Raw genomic sequence first — 15,476 nt, forward strand, 5'->3', positions numbered from 1 at the left:
CTGCCGCCGTCACATCCCGGCCGTCCCGCCACCGGTGAGGTCCGGCGCCAGGGCCGGGACCCAGAACACGGCGACGGCGAGGGCGAGCGAGGCGATCCCCGCGGCACGGGCCACCAGGCGTCCGGCCGGAGCGGTCTTCTCGACGGTGATCACGGCGGCCAGGACGGCCATGGCCCCCAGGTTCATCAGGCCGAACACGGCCAGCACCACCATCAGCGACCAGCAGCAGCCCAGGCAGAAGGCGCCGTGGTGGGCCCCGGCGCGGGCGTCCCGGGAGGGCCCCGGGTACGACGTGTAGCGCAGCATCATCCCGATCGGTGAGCGGCACCTCGCCAGACAGCGGTCCTTCAGGGGCGTCAACTGGTAGACGCCGTTCACCGCGAACGCGGCGGCGGCCACGGCCGCGCCCGCCGTGGCGGGCAGGCCGCCCGCCCGGTCCAGGGCGACGGCCAGCGCGTACGCCGGCAGCCCGGCCGCGGTCCAGACCAGCAGGTAGGCGGCCGTGAAGACCGCCATGCGCGGCGCCCGGTGCGTGGTGATGGTGCGTGCGTACAGTGCGGCCACGGGCGCCGTCGCGGGCAGCATCATCGCGGCCGTCATGAGCGTCCACACGGCCAGGAAGAGGGGCGGGTCCAGGCCCATCGTGCCGGGCGCCGCCGGCATCGCGCCCCGGCGCGCGGCGATCCAGGCCCAGCCGGCCGCCGCCACGGCCAGCAGCACGACGGCGGGGCCCGTCCCCCGGCGGGCGGTGGCCCGCCCGTCGCTCACGCGGACCACGCGAAGGGCGCCGAATGGCCGTTGCCGCCGGTGAAGTCCCAGCTCCGGCCGTACACGTCGGAGCCCGTGGCCCGGGTGGAGCGGGCGATCGTCAGTGTGCTGTTCGCCGGGTGGAACATGCCGGTCAGGCCCATCACCGGGCCGTCGCCGCCGAGCTGCGGGGCGATCTGGTCCTCGATCTCGATGTCGATGGCGTCGCCGATCCGCACGGCGTGGCGCCGGCCGTCGTCGCGGTAGTCGATCGGGGCGCGCTCCACGCCCAGGACCCGGCCGATCAGCGGGGCGAGTGCCGCCATCGGCCCGCCGGCCCGGCCGGAGAAGACCGTGCCGAGCGCCGCCGCCTGGCCGTCGTCGGCGGCGGCGTCGACGTACAGCGCCACCTGCCAGCCGCCCTCCGCCATCACCTGGGGCGCGTCGATGAAGACGGCGACGCTGCGGCCGGACACGTCGACGCCGTCCACGTCCCCGCCGTCCACGTGGAAGGCCAGGGTCACCTGACAGCGCTCCTGGTCGGCCGGTGCGGTCATGCCGGACGTGGTGCACGGGCACACCACGTCGCAGTTGCAGCTCTCCAGGTACGTCCCGTTCAGCTTCCAGGGCATGGTGGCGCCTCCCTGCTCCGCATCCCCGCGGCGACGGGACCGCATCCGGGGGGCCGCTCCCGTGCCGGTCCGCTCCACTCCAGGCTATTCCCGGGGTGCCCGGTCCCGCAGATCCGCCGGATGAACGAGGGAGCAGGGAGGCGGCGGGGCGGCGGAGCGTCAGCGGGCCGCCGCGGTGGCCCCGACGAACTCCAGCAGGTCCCGGTTGAGTTGATCGGCGTGGGTGATGAAGAGGCCGTGTCCGGCTCCGGCGTACTCCTTGTAGACGCACTCCGGCACCAGGTCCGCCAGCGGCCGGCCGCAGAGCCCGACGGGGGCGGAGGCATCGGCGTCGCCGTGGATGATCAGGGTCGGCACCCGCAGCGCGCGGGTCTCTTCGCGCAGGTCCGTGCAGCATCCTGTCCGGATCACCTCGATGGCCGCCTTGGCCGAGCAGTCGAGGCACCGCTGCACCGTCCACTCCACGAGCTCGCTGGAGATGTCGTTGCCGAGGTGGGTCGCGAAGAAGGCCTGCGCGTTCCGGGCCATCCACCTCGGCCGGTCCCGGGTCCGCTCCGCCAGTTGGGCGTCGAAGAGGTCCTGGCCGACGCCCTGGGGGTTGTCCGGGGTGCGGATCATCAGGGGCGCGGTGGGGGCGAGCAGCACCACCCGGGCGACCCGGCCGGCGCCGTGCCTGGTCAGGTAGCGGATGACCTCGCCGCCGCCCATCGAGTGCGCGACCAGGGTCACCTCGCGCAGGTCGAGTCCGTCGAGCAGTGCCGCGAGGTCGTCGGCGAGGGTGTCGTAGTCGAAGCCGTGCCCGACCCAGTCCGAGCGGCCGTGCCCCCGCTTGTCGAAGGCGACGCAGCGCAGGCCCGCTTCGGACAGCGGCAGCATCTGGAACTCCCACGAGCTGCTGCTGAGCCAGGCCCCGGCCACGAACACCACCGGCTTGCCCTGGCCCCAGTCGGTGTGGAACAGGCGGGTTCCGTCGGCTCCGGAGAAGTACGGCATGGTGGCGGGTCCTTCCGCGTCGATGAGGTGCGGTGCGTCTGAGCCGACTCTCGCCGACCGGGAGGCGCCCGGTCGATTACGCCGGACGTAAGGCGCCGGGGCGGACACGGCACGGTGTGCGGCCTGCCCGTACTCCGAGTGGTGCGGCCGGCTCCCCCGCGTACCGGCGGGCAGGGCCATGCGGGTTGCGCCCGCCGCGGGGTCGAGCCGAAAGGCGACCGCCGTCGTTGGGCAGGGCGTCCGCGACCACCGCACGAAAGGCCCGCACGATGCAACGCCACCCGCTGCTGCTCTCCCTCTGCGCCCTCCTCACCGCGGCCGCGACCGGGTTCCTCGCGACCACCGCCATCCGCAGCCGGTACCTGCCGCGCTGACGGTGGCGGACCGCGGCGACCGGGCCCGGGGGCGGCGACCGGGGCGCGCCGGCCGGGCGGGAGGCGGCGCCCGTGGCAGTTGCCCGGCGGCTATGCGAGATCACGGTTCGGTGCCGACCGGGCCCGCCGCCGCACCCGGCCGGACTCCCCCGGCGTTGACCCGCACATGCACGACTACCCCGGCTCGACCAGCACCGCCCGTCTCCTGGGCTCCTACTGGCTGGACTCCCCGTACTGGCATCCCGAGCAGCCCTGCTGCTGCTTCGCACCGCCGCCGCACCGGCGGGGGCGGGGTGCGCTCGTCGTCCGCACCGTCCTGACCGTGACCGCGTACGCCCTGGTCCTGGCCGCCCTCGCCCTGAGCTTCAGCGGCTGACCGGTCGGCAGCCGCGCGGGGCGGGGGTGCGAGTTGCTGCTCGGCCGGGGCGCTTGCGAAGCGAAGGCCGCCGGCCGAGCCGTGCGAACCGGCACGGGCCCCCGGCTCCCGGGGCGGCGGTCGCGGTGCCGGTCAGCCGAGGCGGAGGCTGTGCGTCCCGGGCACCTGCACCGCCAGGCCCGGCGGGATGATCCGGACCACCCCGCCCCGGCAGCCCGGCTGGTCGTGGACCCGGACAGGTATGTCGGTGACGTTGAAGACGCTGGACAGCCGGGGGATCTCGATGCAGCCACCGGGGCGGGTGTGCGCGACTCCGTTGATCACGATGAACCCGTTCGCGGCGCGGGCCGAGCCGGGAACGGCGAGCGTGAGCACACCGGCGGCCGCGAGTGGGGCGAGGGTCGAGCCGAGGCGACGCATGACGAACCTCCTGACGGTACGGGCCGGGGCACCTGCCGGCCCTGCAACCGACCGTACGGAATCGGGCACGCGGCGCATCCCGGCATCACCCGGGCGGACGACGCCGGCGGCCGGCCCGCCTCCCGGGCACCGGTACGGCCCCGCGGGCAGGTCGGCGGGCACGGCCGCGAGCCCACCCCCCGGCGGCGCCGCTCCTCTCCCGGCGGTCCGGGCACGGGCCCCGTCCGGTCCGCGCCCGAGCCGAGGCCGTGCTGCCGGACGACCGGCGCGAGGAATGCCTGGAGCGGGTGCGCGGCTTCGAGCGCGTGGCGGACCTGCGCACCCGGCTCGCACGGGCCGAGGAATGCGCGGCGACGCCGCGTGAGCGCCTGGCGCCGACGGCTCGCCCCCCGAAAAATCCGGGGCATTTTCCGGCACGGCCGGAACTCCGCCGCGGCAGGACACCCGTGAACGGTGAAACACACCCGCTCGGCTAGCATGTTCGGACTTACGACGATCAACTTAAAACTTACGCATCGGCTGAAACCTTGATATCGACATCATCACGGGTGTTCTCACGAATAAACCTCAAAGCCTTTTTCGCCGTGTGGCGCCGGCCACGGGCCGTGCTGTGGACCGCGGCGGGCATCGTGACCCTGGGGTTCCTCGTCGCACTGGAGATCGCGGCACGCCACTACGGCCTCCCGGGACCGATCACCAACCAGGCACAGGAGGTGGTGTTCGCCCCGAAGTCGGGCCCGCTGCTGTACGCCAGCCTGGCGTTGATGATGGTGGTGCTCACCTGGCGGCAGCGGCTCGTCGCGCTGGCCGTCGCCATCGGTGTCGACGTCGTCTTCTTCCTCGTCCGGTGGGCGCTGGACGCCAAGATGATGTTCGGCAACGGCGCCCTGTGGGTGCTCCTCGGGTACGCGGTGATCGCGGTCACGCGCCGCACCGGACGGGAGCGCGCGCTGCTCCTGAAGGGCGTGGGGCTCGGGCTGCTGCTGGTCGCCGGCCGCAAGACCGGTGACACCTGGCTCCTCATCACCTCGAAGACCCGCCCGAACGTGCTCGACCGGTACGTGGCCACAGCCGACCACGCACTGGGCGACCCGTCCTGGCTGGTGGGCCGGGCCGTCGAGGCCACCGGCACGATCGGCACCCACCTCCTCGACTACGTCTACATCCAGCTCGCGGTGGCCGCGGTCGTCGTCGCGCTGTACCAGTTGCGCAACGTGGCGGCCGAGCGCCGCTTCCCGAGCCACCACATCGTGCGTACGTTCCTGGTGATCGGCCTCGTCGGACCGGCCGTCTACATGTTCTTCCCCGTGGTGGGGCCGGTCTTCGCCTACGGCAACGGCGCCTTCGGCACGGGCGGCGGACACTGGGCGATCGCCGATATCTGGCCCGCCACACCGCCGCCGCTCCACCCGCCGCAGCCCATGCCGTACGACGGGATCACCCCCCGCAACTGCATGCCCAGTCTGCACACGGCGTGGGCGACCACGATCTTCATCCACTCCCGCAAGGGCCCGCGCGTTCTGCGGTACGCGGGCACTTTCTGGCTGATCGCGACGCTTACCGCGACCCTGGGATTCGGCTATCACTACGGCGTGGATCTCGTCGCCGGTGTGGTGTTCGCGGTCACCGTCGAGGCGGCGCTGCGCGCCGTCGACCGCGGCTGGGACCGGGCGGGCACGCAACTGGTCGCGTACGGAGCGGCCGTTTTCGTCGCGCTGCTGCTCGCCTATCGCTATCTGCCGATGCGGATGGCCGAACACCCCTGGCTGTTCGGTCCGCTCCTCCTCCTCGCGCCGGTTTCCGTGGTCTACGGCTATGTGCGCACCACCGAAGCGTGGGAACCGAAAGCCGCACCGCTCCAGCAGCCGGAACCGCAGCCCGAACCGGTCTGAGCCGCCCCGGGCCGCGTCACGGCCCGCCCGGACCGCTCAGGCCGTGACGCGCAGCAGGCGCGGCGGCCGCTCGGCGGGGTCGGGCAGGCGCAGCGGCACCAGTCCGGGGGTGATGCTGCCGAGGAGCACGGCGCGCCGGGCGCCGGTGCCCGAGGGGAGGGCGCCGGGCAGGCCATGGGCGGTGAGGAAGCCCAGGACGGCGAAGGCGAGGGCCTCCTTGGCGTCCGACGGCAGGCCCAGGGTGTCGCTGCGGCGCACCGGCACGCCGGGCAGTTCCCCGGCGAGCGAGCGCATCAGCTCCGGGTTGCGGACTCCGCCGCCCGAGACGACGAGCTCGGTGACACCGTGGGCGCGGCAGGCGTCCGCCACGGTGACGGCGGTCAGCCGGGTCAGGGTGGCCAGGACGTCGTCGGCGGCGGCCCCGGGCGCGGCGTCGAGCGCCCGCCGCAGGTAGGGCAGGTGGAAGTGCTCCTTGCCCGTGGTCTTCGGCGCGGGCCGCCGGTAGTAGGGGTCGGCCAGGAGGAGGCGCAGCAGCGCGGGGAGGACCCGGCCCGCGGCGGCCCGGCGCCCGTCCTCGTCGTGGTCGGCGGCGCCTGCGGTGAAGTGCCGTACGGCGGCGTCCAGCAGGGCGTTGGCGGGGCCGGTGTCGAAGGCCAGCGGCTCGGCGCCGGGGGTGAGCACCGTGACGTTGGCGATGCCGCCCAGGTTCAGTGCCGCGGGGGTGCCGGGGAGCGCCGCCAGCAGCAGGGCGTCGGTCAGGGCGACCAGCGGCGCGCCCTGGCCGCCCGCGGCCACGTCCCGGCTGCGCAGGTCGGAGACGACCGGGAGCCCCGTCGCCTCGGCGATCCAGGCGGGCCCGCCGAGCTGGAGGGTGCCGCGGACCCGGCCGTCCTCCACCCAGTGGTGCATGGTCTGGCCGTGCGAGACCACCAGGTCGGCGGTTCCGCCGCACAGGTCGCGCAGCGCGCGCACGGCGGCGCCGGCGAAGGCCTGGCCGATGCCGGTGTCCAGGGCGCAGACGGCCCGCGTCGTCGTGGCGGCCGGCGGCAGGGTGGCGGCGATCAGCTCCCGTACGTCGTCCGGGTAGGCGGCGGAGAGGTGCCCGAGGGGCCGCAGGAGCAGGGTGTCGCCGTCCAGGGCGAGGTCCGCCGCGGCTGCCTCGATGGCGTCGAACGAGGTGCCCGACATCAGTCCGATCACGCGCACGGCGCCTCCTGGTACGGGTTCCGCCGGGTGGGCGGGGTCGGCTGCGGCTGTCGTCCGGCTCCTGTCGGAAGCCTGTGGCACGGGGGCGTCGCCGCGCCCGGTGTCACTCCTGGGCGGCGGCCGCCGGGGCCGGGTCCGGCCCGGGTCCGGCGTCGGCGGCCGGTGCCCGGGTGCTCGCGGGGGCGCGGTGGAACAGGCTGGCCGTCCCGCCCACGGCCAGGGTGACCGCCACCCCGATGGGCACGAGCCACTGCGCGGCGATCGCGGTGGGCACGGTGGTGCCGGCCACGTCGACGTCGATCCTGACGCCGCGCACGAGGTACGTCATGACGCCGACCGTCACCAGGAACGCGGCGACGGCGTCGGCCTCGGTCGCGCGCCGGACGGCCCGTCCCAGGAGGAACGCGCCGAGGAGCGCGCCGTAGGTGTACCCGGCGATGGTCAGGCCGGTGAGGTAGACGTTGCCGGTGCTGGTGCTGAAGGCGCAGGCGAAGACCGCCATCAGCACCGCCCACACCAGGGTCGTCAGGCGGGCGAGCCGGAGCAGGAAGTCCTCGGAGGGCGTACGGCGGAAGAGGGTGTGGATGATGTCGGCGACGGTCGAGTTGGACATGGAGTTCAGCGCCGAGGACAGCGAGCCCATCGCCGCCCCGAGGATGCCGGCCACGAGCAGCCCGGAGACCACCACGGGCAGCCCGTGCAGGATGAACTCCGGGTACAGGTTGTCGGAGCTGGCCAGGCCCAGCTCGCCGAAGCTCCTGCCGTCGTTGTACGACCACAGCAGTGCGCCGACGGCGGAGAACGCGGCGAACTGCAGGGTGACGAAGACGCCGGAGGCGATCATCGCCTTCTGGCCGTCCCGGAGCGAGCGGGTGGCCAGGACGCGCTGGACGATCAACTGGTCCGAGCCGTGGCTGGCCATCGCGAAGATGGCGCCGCCGATGATCGCCGTGGGCAGGGCGAACGGGCTGGTGAGGATGTGCGCCGCGGTGAAGTCGGTGTCGAAGAGGCGGAACCGGCCCGCGTCCAGGGCGCGCTGGACGCCGTCGCCGCCGACGTGCCCGGCCAGCACGCCGATGGCGAGGAGGGCGCCGCCCAGGTACAGGACCATCTGGACGGCATCGGTCCAGATGACCGCCTTGATGCCGCCGAGGTAGGTGTAGACGACCGTGATCAGCGTGAGCGCGATGATGATCTCGCGGTAGCCGGGGTGCACGCCGAACTCGTCGAGCAGCAGCTTGATGGGGATGGCGGAGGCGAACAGCCGCACCCCCTCGGCGAGCAGCCGGGTGAAGACGAAGGTCACCGAGGCGAGCCCTTGCAGCCGTGGGCCGAATCTGCCGCCCAGGTACTGGTAGGCGCTCACGAAGCCGCCCCGCTTGTACAGCGGGATCAGCGCGGTCGCCACGACGACGCGCCCGACGACGTAGCCGAGGGCCAGTTCGACGTTGCCGAAGCCCTGCCCGCCGTACGCGCCGCCCGGCACGCTGATCACGGTGAGCACGCTGGTCTCGGTGGCCACCACGGAGAACGAGACGGTCCACCAGGGCATGTGGCCCTCGCCGACGAAGTAGTCCTTCGCCGTGCGCTGCCGTCCGGCCAGCCGCAGTCCGAGCACGGCGATCGCCACCAGATAGACGACGACCACGAGCAGGTCGAGTCGGCGCACGCTCACTCCCGTACGACGGCCGCCTGCGTCGCCGGCGGGTGCGGACAGTGGTACTCACCGTCATACCCGCGCGACGGGGAAAACGTGCGGCGCCGAGCCGTCCGGCGGTCCGGCGCGCGCCGTTCGGCGGGTGGCCCGGGCGGTGCGGGAGCGCGTGCGGGCGGTCACGCGGGCCGGGCCGTCGGTGCGTGGCCGTCGGTCCTCATGGCCTCGTGGCCCCCGCCCGGCCGCGGCGGGGCCGGGCGGCGCTTCCCGGGTGCTCGGCGGTGTCGTGGTGGATGGGTGTCGCGGCGCCGGTCAGGGGGACGCCCGTGCCGCCCCGCCGGGCGGCGACGATCTCCGCCGCGATGGACAGGGCGGTCTCCTCCGGGGTCCGGGCGCCGAGGTCGAGGCCGATCGGGGAGCGCAGCCGCGCCAGTTCCCGGTCGGTGACGCCCTCCGCGCGCAATCGCCGGTTGCGGTCCTCGTGGGTGCGGCGTGAGCCCATCGCGCCGACGAACGCCACCGGCAGGCGCAGCGCCGCCTTCAGCAGGGGCACGTCGAACCTGGCGTCGTGGGTGAGCACGCACAGGACCGTGCGGGTGTCGGTGGCGGTGCGGCGGAGGTAGCGGTGCGGCCAGTCGACGACGACCTCGTCGGCGTCGGGGAAGCGGGCCCGTGTGGCGAAGACGGGGCGGGCGTCGCAGACGGTCACGTGGTAGCCGAGGAACGCGCCGGCCCGGGTCAGGGCCGAGGCGAAGTCGACGGCGCCGAAGACGATCATGCGAGGGGCCGGCACCGCGCACTCGACCAGCAGGGTGAGGCCCCCGGGGCAGTGCGAGCCGTCCGCGGAGAGTTCGACCGTGCCGGTGCGGCCGGACTCCAGCAGGGCGCGGGCCTCGGCCGCCGCGGTGGCGTCCAGCTCCGGCCGGCCGCCGAGGCCGCCCTCGTACGTGCCGTCGGGCCGGACCAGCAGGGTGCGGCCGAGGAGCGCGGCCGGGCCGCGGCAGACCCTGGCGAGGGCCGCCGGTTCACCGCGGGCGGCGGCGGACAGGGCCGACGCGAGGACCGGCCGGACGGGCGCCCGCCCGGTCACCGGCGTGATCAGCACGTCGATCGTCCCGCCGCAGGTCAGTCCCACGGCGAAGGCGTCGTCGTCGCTGTAGCCGAACCGTTCGGTGACGCTCTCGCCCGTGCGCAGCGCCTCCAGGCACAGCTCGTAGACCGCGCCCTCCACGCACCCGCCGGAGACCGACCCGACGACGGTGCCCGCGCCGTCGACGGCGAGGGCGGCGCCGGGACCGCGTGGCGCGCTGCCCCCGACCGCCACCACGGTGGCGACGGCGAACTCCCGGCCCTCACGCGTCCAGCGGTGCAGGTCCTCGGCCAGGTCAAGCATCCGGCGCCCCCGCGGCGGCCGACAGGACCCGGTCCGGGCGGATGGGCAGGCGGCGGTGGCGGACACCGGTCGCGTGCCAGACCGCGTTGGCGACGGCCGCGGCGGCGCCCACGATGCCGATCTCGCCGACGCCCTTGATCCCGACCGGGTCGTCCGGGTCGGTGTCGTCGATCCAGTCGGCCTCGACGTGCGGCACGTCGGCGTGCGTCGCCACGTGGTATCCGGCGAGGTCGGCGCCGACGTGGCCGCCGGAGGCGCGGTCCCGGACGGCCTCCTCGTGCAGGGCCATGGAGATGCCCCAGATCATGCCGCCCCGGAGCTGGTTGCGCGCGGTGAGCGGGTTGACGATGCGGCCTGCCGCGAAGACGCCGAGCATGCGCCGCACGCGCACCTCACCGGTGCCCGTGTCCACCGCGACCTCGGCGAACTGGGCCCCGAACGAATGCCGTTCGGCGGGCGTGAGGGCTCCGACGGCGGCGGACGTGTCGGACCGCACGGTGATCCCCTCCGGCGGGATGTCGGCGCCGAGGGCCAGCCGTTCGCGCAGTTCCGCGGCGGCGGTGGCGACCGCCCAGGACCAGGAGCGGGTGCCCATGGAGCCGCCGGCGATCATGGCCGGGCCGAAGTCGCTGTCGCCGATGCGGACCCGGACCCGTTCCGGGGTCGTGCCGAGGGCGTCCGCGGCGACCAGGGTGAGGGCCGTGCGGGCGCCGGTGCCGATGTCGGCCGCGGCGATCCGGACGGTGAACCCGCCGTCCGGGTGCGCGGTGGCCGACGCGGTGGACGGTGCGGCGCCGGCGGGGAAGGAGGCCGCCGCCGTGCCGGTGCCCAGCAGCCAGCAGCCCTCCCGACGCACTCCGGGGCGCGGGTCGCGGTCCGCCCAGCCGAACCTGCGGGCGCCCTCCCGGAAGCACGCGGCCAGGTTGCGGCCGGCGAACGGCAGGCCGGACACCGGTCCCCTGTCGGGTTCGTTGCGCAGGCGCAGCTCGATCGGGTCGACGCCGCACTTCTCGGCGAGTTCGTCGAGGGCGGCCTCCAGGGCGAACGACCCCGGCGCCTCGCCCGGGGCGCGCATGAACGTCGGGGACGGCACGTCGAGCCGGACGAGGCGGTTGGCGGTGTGGTGGGCGGTGGCGTCGTACATGACCCGGGCCACCGCGGCGCTCGGTTCGACGAACTCGTACACGGTGGAGGTGAGGCTGAGGCCGCGGTGCTCCAGTGCGCGCAGGCGCCCGTCGGCGTCGGCGCCGAGCCGGACCCGCTGCGTGGTCGGGCTGCGGTAGCCGGCCAGGGAGAACATCTGACGTCGGGTCAGTACCACCCGTACGGGCCGCTGGAGGACGGTCGCCGCCATGACGGCGGCCACCTGGTGGGCGCGGACGCCCTTGCTGCCGAAGCCGCCGCCGACGTGTTCGGAACGCACCCGCACCGACGCCGGATCGAGCGAGAAGAGGGCGGCGAGTTCGCCGACGACCCAGGTGGCGCCCTGGTTGGAGTCGGTCACCTCCAGCCGGCCGGCGTCCCAGCGGGCGGTCGCCGCATGGGGTTCCATCGGGTTGTGGTGCTCTTCGGGGGTGGTGTACTCGGCGTCCACGACGACGGCGGAGGCGGCCAGTTCGGCGTCGAGATCGCCCTTGCCCGTCACCGCGGGCATATGACCGTCCGCCGGGTAGGCGTCCGGGTGCTCGCCGCCGAAGTCAACGTCGTGCGCCTGCTGTTCGTAGTGCACCACGAGCGTCTCGGCGGCCTCCCGGGCCTGTTCGGAGGTCTCGGCGACGACCAGTGCCACCGGCCAGCCCCGGTGCGGTACCCGGTCGTGCTGGAAGACGGCGCAGGTCGGGTCCGGTCGCATGCCCAGCAGGCCGGTGTAGTCGGTCTCGACGCGTGGGGCGTTGCGGTGGTCCAGGACGGCGAGGACACCCGGCATGGCGAGGACGGGTTCGGTGTCGAGGGCGCGGATGCGGCCGCGGGCGACGGTGGACAGCACCAGCCAGCCGTGGGCGAGGCCGGTGAAGGGGACCTCGGCCGCGTAGCGCGCGGCTCCGGTGACCTTGTCCCGGCCCTCGACGCGGGTGTGGGCGGTGCCGACGGCGGACGCCCGGGCGGCGGTCTCGGTGGTGAAGGCGGTCATCGTGCGGCCTCCTCGGCGAGTTCGGTGAGGACGGCCGTCACGAGGTTGCGGACGAGGTCCACCTTGTATCCGTTGTGCGGCAGCGGGCGCGCCGCGGCCAGTTCGGCGTCGGCCGCGGCGGCGAAGGCCGCCCCGTCGGCCGGGCCCCCGGTCAGGAGGCGCTCGGCGGTGCGGGCCCGCCACGGGCGGGAGGCGACGGCGCCGAAGGCCAGGCGTACGTCATGGACGACGCCGTCCCGGGTGTCGAGCGCGGCGGCGACCGAGCCCAGGGCGAAGGCGTACGAGGCGCGCTCGCGCACCTTGCGGTAGCGGGAGTGGGCGGCGGCCGGGGCGGGCGGCAGCGTGACCCCGGTGACCAGGGCGCCCGGCGGCAGGGCGGTCTCGCGGTGCGGGGTGTCACCGACCGGCAGGTAGAGGTCGGCGAGCGGCAACTCCCCCGCTCCGCCTACCGTTTCGAAGTAGACCACGGCGTCGAAGGCGGTGAGGGCCACGGCCATGTCCGAGGGGTGGACGGCCACGCAGTGCCCGGACGCGCCCAGGATCGCGTGGTTGCGGTGCTCGCCGTGGACGGCGGGGCAACCGCTGCCGGGTTCCCGCTTGTTGCAGGGCTGGGTGACGTCGGTGAAGTAGCCGCACCGGGTGCGCTGCAACAGGTTCCCGCCGACGGTGGCCATGTTGCGCAGTTGTCCCGAGGCCCCGGCCAGGACCGCCTGCGCGAGGGCAGGGTAGCGCCGCCGGACCTCGGGGTGGGCGGCGAGGTCGCCGTTGGTGACGGTGGCGCCGATGCGCAGGCCGCCGTCGGCCGTCGACTCGATGTCGTCGAGCGGGAGTTCGCGGATGTCGACGAGGTGTGCGGGGCGTTCGACGCCGGACTTCATCAAATCGACGAGGTTGGTGCCGCCGCCGAGGTAGCGGGTGCCGGGCTCGGCGCCGAGCAGTGCGACGGCGCCGGCGACGTCGGACGCCCGTCGGTAGCCGAACTCCCTCATGCCACGGTCTCCTTCGTCTCGGTGCCGAGTGGTGGCCGTGTCCCGTCGGGGCCGCCGCTGCCGGCCGCGCGGGCCACCGCCTCGACGATGGAGACGTACGCGCCGCAGCGGCACAGGTTGCCGCTCATCCGCTCCCGTATCTCGTCGGCGGTCAGGGGTGGCGGGCCCGCTTCGGGGCTGATGTCCCGGGTGACGGCGCTCGGCCAGCCCGCCGCGTGCTCCTCGATCGCGCCGATCGCCGAGCAGATCTGGCCGGGGGTGCAGTAGCCGCACTGGAAGCCGTCCAGATCGAGGAAGGCCTCCTGGACGGGGTGCAGGCGCGCGCCGTCCGCCACGCCTTCGATGGTGGTGATCTCCCGGCCCTCGGCCGCCACGGCGAGCTGGAGGCAGGCGACCGCGCGGCGCCCGTCGAGCAGCACCGTGCAGGCGCCGCACTGCCCCTGGTCGCAGCCCTTCTTGGTGCCGGTGAGGTCGAGGCGTTCGCGGAGCGCGTCGAGCAGGGTGGCGCGGTGGTCGAGGGGCAGTGTGTATTTCTCCCCGTTGATCCGCAGAGTGATGACACTGGACGTCGGTGAGGCCATGAGCTGCTTCTTTCGCGTATCCAGGACGGTGGGGCAGCCGGGTTGCGCGGGGCGCCGGTGGCGGTCGTGACGACCTGCGCCGCGCGGGCGAAGCGAAGTGCGGGTGCCGGGCCGGGAGTACGGCGGCGCCGACGGCTGCCGCGGAGCCGTGTCCGCGGCTATGGTGAACCTAAGCGGACAACTGTCCGCTACCTGTAAACGTAGCGGACAGTTGTCCGGTCAGCAAGGGCGGGGTTCGGTCGGGGACCCCGGGTCGAGGAGGACGAGTGCCGCAGCAGAAGGACTCACCCCGGCGCTCGGACGCGCAGCGCAACCGGGAACGCATCCTGGAGGTGGCCCTCGCCGAGCTCTCGCGCTGCGCGGACGCCCCGCTCAGCGTGATCGCCCGGAAGGCCGGTGTCGGGCAGGGCACGTTCTACCGCAACTTCCCCAACCGTGAAGCGCTCGTCTTCGAGATCTACCGCCACGAGATGCGGCAGGTGGCCGACAGCGCGACCCGCCTGCTGGAGACCCGGCCGCCCGACGAGGCGCTGCGCGCCTGGATGGACCGGCTCGCCGAGTTCGCCATGACCAAGGCCGGACTCGCCGACGCGATCCGGCAGGCCGCCGCCGCGCCCGGCGGGCCGGCCAGGCCGCCCCACACGCCGGTGACCTCGGCGGCCACCCGCCTGCTCCGCGCCAACGAGGACGCCGGCACCATCCGGCCCGGGGTCACCGCGGACGACTTCCTCCTCGCCATCGCGGGGCTCTGGCAACTCGAACCGGACCAGGACTGGCGGCCACGCGCCGCCCGCCTCCTCGACCTCGTGATGGCCGGCCTGCGGGCGGGAGCCCCCCGCGGCTGACCGCGTCACGCCGGGCACGCGGGGGCTGCGGGAGGCGGTGCGCGAGGCGCCCGCGGGGCTTGCCGGGAGGGCTCGGCGGCCGGGTCGCGGGCGCCGGTGCGCCGAGCCCGCACGACGTGCTCCGCCACCCCTTCGCCGACATCGCCGGATCGCCTGCCGTACTCCCGCGGCCTCCCGCGAGCCGGCCTGCCCGGCCCGCCGCCGCATCCGGGCCGCCGGGCCACCCGAGACGCCGGGGACCCACCAGGCGGGCGTGGTCAGGGACTTCCGGCGGGCGTGGGAGGCCAGGGACATCGGGCGGCTCGTCGGTCTGCCGGACCCGGACGCCACACTCACCGCGGACGGCGGGGGCCGGGTGGGCGCCGCGCTGCGTCCGGTCGAGGGCGGCGAGCGGATCGCACGGTACGCCGTCGGCGTCGGGGCGGCGGACCGGGCGCCGTGACGCTGCCGGAACGCACGGTCGACGGCCGGCCCGGCCAGGTGGTCCGGCGCGGGGCGTCCACCACGGCGGTCCGCGCGTTCGGGCTCGCGGCGGGCCGGACCACCCGGATCCGGGTGGTCCGCAACCCCGGGAGACTCCGGGCGTGGACGAGGAGTCGAGGCGGCGGACGGCGGCCGGAGCCCCGGCCACCCGCCGCGCGTACCGGTGTCAGACCCTGCCGCTACCTTCGGGCTCATGACTCTTCTCAGCCTCGCGCGGTGGTCCGGTCGGGGGCTCGACCTGCTGCACCGGCAGAACACGTCCGAGATGACCGCACACCTCGGCGGTCCGGAGACCGCCGAGCAGGTGCAACGGCGCCACGAGCGGTACCTGGACCCCACCGGCGGCCGGATGTCCCTGGTCGTCCTGGGCGACCAGGTGGTCGGATCCGTCGGGTACTGGCCCCGGGAGTGGCGCGGGGAGGACGTCTACGAGACGGGCTACGGCATCCTCCCCGAGCACCAGGGCCGGGGATTCGCCGCCCAGGCGCTTCGGCTGTGCGCCGAACGGGCCGCCCGGGACGGCACGCGCGCCCGGCTGCACGCGTTCCCCTCCGTGGACCACACCGCGTCCAACGCGGTGTGCCGCAAGGCGGGGTTCGAACTGGTGGGCGCCTGCGAGTTCGAGTACCCGCCGGGAAACCCGATGCGGTCCAACGACTGGGCGACGACGCTCACCCGGCCCGCGGCCGGCTAGCGTCCCCTCACCCGGCCGCCGCCGGGCGCGGTCACGCCCGTGGCGCCGTACGCGACGGGACGGGCC

Annotated in this window: 15 protein-coding genes; 5 read left to right on the forward strand and 10 right to left on the reverse strand. The window is 74.8% G+C overall.

Annotation, left to right across the window (positions count from 1 at the left end):
• Positions 1–9: 9 nt before the first annotated feature.
• From ACZ4K2_RS03635 to ACZ4K2_RS03645, 3 genes are all read right to left on the reverse strand, one after another.
• Entirely contained in the window at positions 10–768 is a 759-nt protein-coding gene (locus tag ACZ4K2_RS03635) for a DUF2182 domain-containing protein (RefSeq protein ID WP_467470071.1), read from the reverse strand.
• A complete protein-coding gene (locus ACZ4K2_RS03640; protein ID WP_467470072.1) occupies positions 765–1,379 on the reverse strand; it encodes a DUF1326 domain-containing protein in 615 nt (204 codons plus the stop codon). The genes ACZ4K2_RS03635 and ACZ4K2_RS03640 overlap by 4 nt, the downstream gene beginning before the upstream one ends.
• Before the next feature lie 159 nt (positions 1,380–1,538).
• Positions 1,539–2,372 (reverse strand): alpha/beta fold hydrolase, encoded by an 834-nt coding sequence (locus ACZ4K2_RS03645; protein WP_467470074.1) that lies wholly within the window; start codon positions 2,370–2,372, stop codon positions 1,539–1,541.
• Positions 2,373–2,912: 540 nt separating this feature from the next.
• On the opposite strand from ACZ4K2_RS03645, the gene ACZ4K2_RS03650 reads away from it, so the two are divergent.
• Positions 2,913–3,122, forward strand: coding sequence for a hypothetical protein (locus ACZ4K2_RS03650; RefSeq protein ID WP_467470076.1), 210 nt, complete (start codon positions 2,913–2,915; stop codon positions 3,120–3,122).
• 132 nt (positions 3,123–3,254) lie between these two features.
• Here the strand turns inward: ACZ4K2_RS03650 and ACZ4K2_RS03655 are convergent, their stop codons facing one another.
• Positions 3,255–3,542, reverse strand: a complete 288-nt coding sequence (locus ACZ4K2_RS03655; protein WP_467470078.1) for a hypothetical protein — start codon at positions 3,540–3,542, stop codon at positions 3,255–3,257.
• 548 nt (positions 3,543–4,090) lie between these two features.
• Here ACZ4K2_RS03655 and ACZ4K2_RS03660 point away from each other — a divergent pair.
• Positions 4,091–5,434, forward strand: coding sequence for a phosphatase PAP2 family protein (locus tag ACZ4K2_RS03660; RefSeq protein WP_467470079.1), 1,344 nt, complete (start codon positions 4,091–4,093; stop codon positions 5,432–5,434).
• Positions 5,435–5,470: 36 nt separating this feature from the next.
• On the opposite strand, the gene ACZ4K2_RS03665 is transcribed toward ACZ4K2_RS03660, so the two are convergent.
• From ACZ4K2_RS03665 to ACZ4K2_RS03690, 6 genes are all read right to left on the reverse strand, one after another.
• On the reverse strand, positions 5,471–6,640 hold the full coding sequence (locus ACZ4K2_RS03665) for an anhydro-N-acetylmuramic acid kinase (RefSeq protein WP_467470081.1): 1,170 nt from the start codon (positions 6,638–6,640) through the stop codon (positions 5,471–5,473).
• A 103-nt stretch (positions 6,641–6,743) separates the two neighbouring features.
• Positions 6,744–8,309, reverse strand: a complete 1,566-nt coding sequence (locus ACZ4K2_RS03670) for a sodium:solute symporter (protein ID WP_467470083.1) — start codon at positions 8,307–8,309, stop codon at positions 6,744–6,746.
• 202 nt (positions 8,310–8,511) lie between these two features.
• On the reverse strand, positions 8,512–9,687 hold the full coding sequence (locus ACZ4K2_RS03675) for an XdhC family protein (protein ID WP_467470085.1): 1,176 nt from the start codon (positions 9,685–9,687) through the stop codon (positions 8,512–8,514).
• Positions 9,680–11,818 carry a xanthine dehydrogenase family protein molybdopterin-binding subunit gene (locus ACZ4K2_RS03680; protein ID WP_467470087.1) on the reverse strand — a complete coding sequence of 713 codons (2,139 nt, stop codon included), beginning with the start codon at positions 11,816–11,818 and terminating at the stop codon, positions 9,680–9,682. Before ACZ4K2_RS03680 ends, ACZ4K2_RS03675 begins: the two co-directional genes overlap by 8 nt.
• Positions 11,815–12,807, reverse strand: a complete 993-nt coding sequence (locus tag ACZ4K2_RS03685; protein ID WP_467470089.1) for an FAD binding domain-containing protein — start codon at positions 12,805–12,807, stop codon at positions 11,815–11,817. The genes ACZ4K2_RS03680 and ACZ4K2_RS03685 overlap by 4 nt, the downstream gene beginning before the upstream one ends.
• Positions 12,804–13,388: a (2Fe-2S)-binding protein gene (locus tag ACZ4K2_RS03690; protein ID WP_467470091.1), complete on the reverse strand. Its 585-nt coding sequence runs from the start codon at positions 13,386–13,388 to the stop codon at positions 12,804–12,806. Before ACZ4K2_RS03690 ends, ACZ4K2_RS03685 begins: the two co-directional genes overlap by 4 nt.
• A 266-nt stretch (positions 13,389–13,654) precedes the next feature.
• On the opposite strand from ACZ4K2_RS03690, the gene ACZ4K2_RS03695 reads away from it, so the two are divergent.
• The 3 genes from ACZ4K2_RS03695 to ACZ4K2_RS03705 all read left to right on the forward strand — a co-directional run bounded on the left by ACZ4K2_RS03695 (position 13,655) and on the right by ACZ4K2_RS03705 (position 15,410).
• Positions 13,655–14,233 carry a TetR/AcrR family transcriptional regulator gene (locus ACZ4K2_RS03695; RefSeq protein ID WP_467470093.1) on the forward strand — a complete coding sequence of 193 codons (579 nt, stop codon included), beginning with the start codon at positions 13,655–13,657 and terminating at the stop codon, positions 14,231–14,233.
• A gap of 253 nt (positions 14,234–14,486) precedes the next feature.
• Positions 14,487–14,675, forward strand: a complete 189-nt coding sequence (locus ACZ4K2_RS03700; RefSeq protein WP_467470095.1) for a hypothetical protein — start codon at positions 14,487–14,489, stop codon at positions 14,673–14,675.
• 234 nt (positions 14,676–14,909) lie between these two features.
• Entirely contained in the window at positions 14,910–15,410 is a 501-nt protein-coding gene (locus tag ACZ4K2_RS03705; RefSeq protein WP_467470097.1) for a GNAT family N-acetyltransferase, read from the forward strand.
• The last annotated feature ends 66 nt before the right edge of the window (positions 15,411–15,476 follow it).

It is taken from the genome of Streptomyces sp. NPDC025833, assembly GCF_055558055.1.

Coding starts and splice junctions, on each gene's coding strand:
- ACZ4K2_RS03640 (WP_467470072.1), bottom strand. CDS start 1,379: ATGCCCTGGAAGCTGAACGGGACGTACCTGGAGAGCTGCAACTGCGAC.
- ACZ4K2_RS03645 (WP_467470074.1), bottom strand. CDS start 2,372: ATGCCGTACTTCTCCGGAGCCGACGGAACCCGCCTGTTCCACACCGAC.
- ACZ4K2_RS03650 (WP_467470076.1), top strand. CDS start 2,913: ATGCACGACTACCCCGGCTCGACCAGCACCGCCCGTCTCCTGGGCTCC.
- ACZ4K2_RS03655 (WP_467470078.1), bottom strand. CDS start 3,542: ATGCGTCGCCTCGGCTCGACCCTCGCCCCACTCGCGGCCGCCGGTGTG.
- ACZ4K2_RS03675 (WP_467470085.1), bottom strand. CDS start 9,687: ATGCTTGACCTGGCCGAGGACCTGCACCGCTGGACGCGTGAGGGCCGG.
- ACZ4K2_RS03680 (WP_467470087.1), bottom strand. CDS start 11,818: ATGACCGCCTTCACCACCGAGACCGCCGCCCGGGCGTCCGCCGTCGGC.
- ACZ4K2_RS03685 (WP_467470089.1), bottom strand. CDS start 12,807: ATGAGGGAGTTCGGCTACCGACGGGCGTCCGACGTCGCCGGCGCCGTC.
- ACZ4K2_RS03690 (WP_467470091.1), bottom strand. CDS start 13,388: ATGGCCTCACCGACGTCCAGTGTCATCACTCTGCGGATCAACGGGGAG.
- ACZ4K2_RS03705 (WP_467470097.1), top strand. CDS start 14,910: ATGACTCTTCTCAGCCTCGCGCGGTGGTCCGGTCGGGGGCTCGACCTG.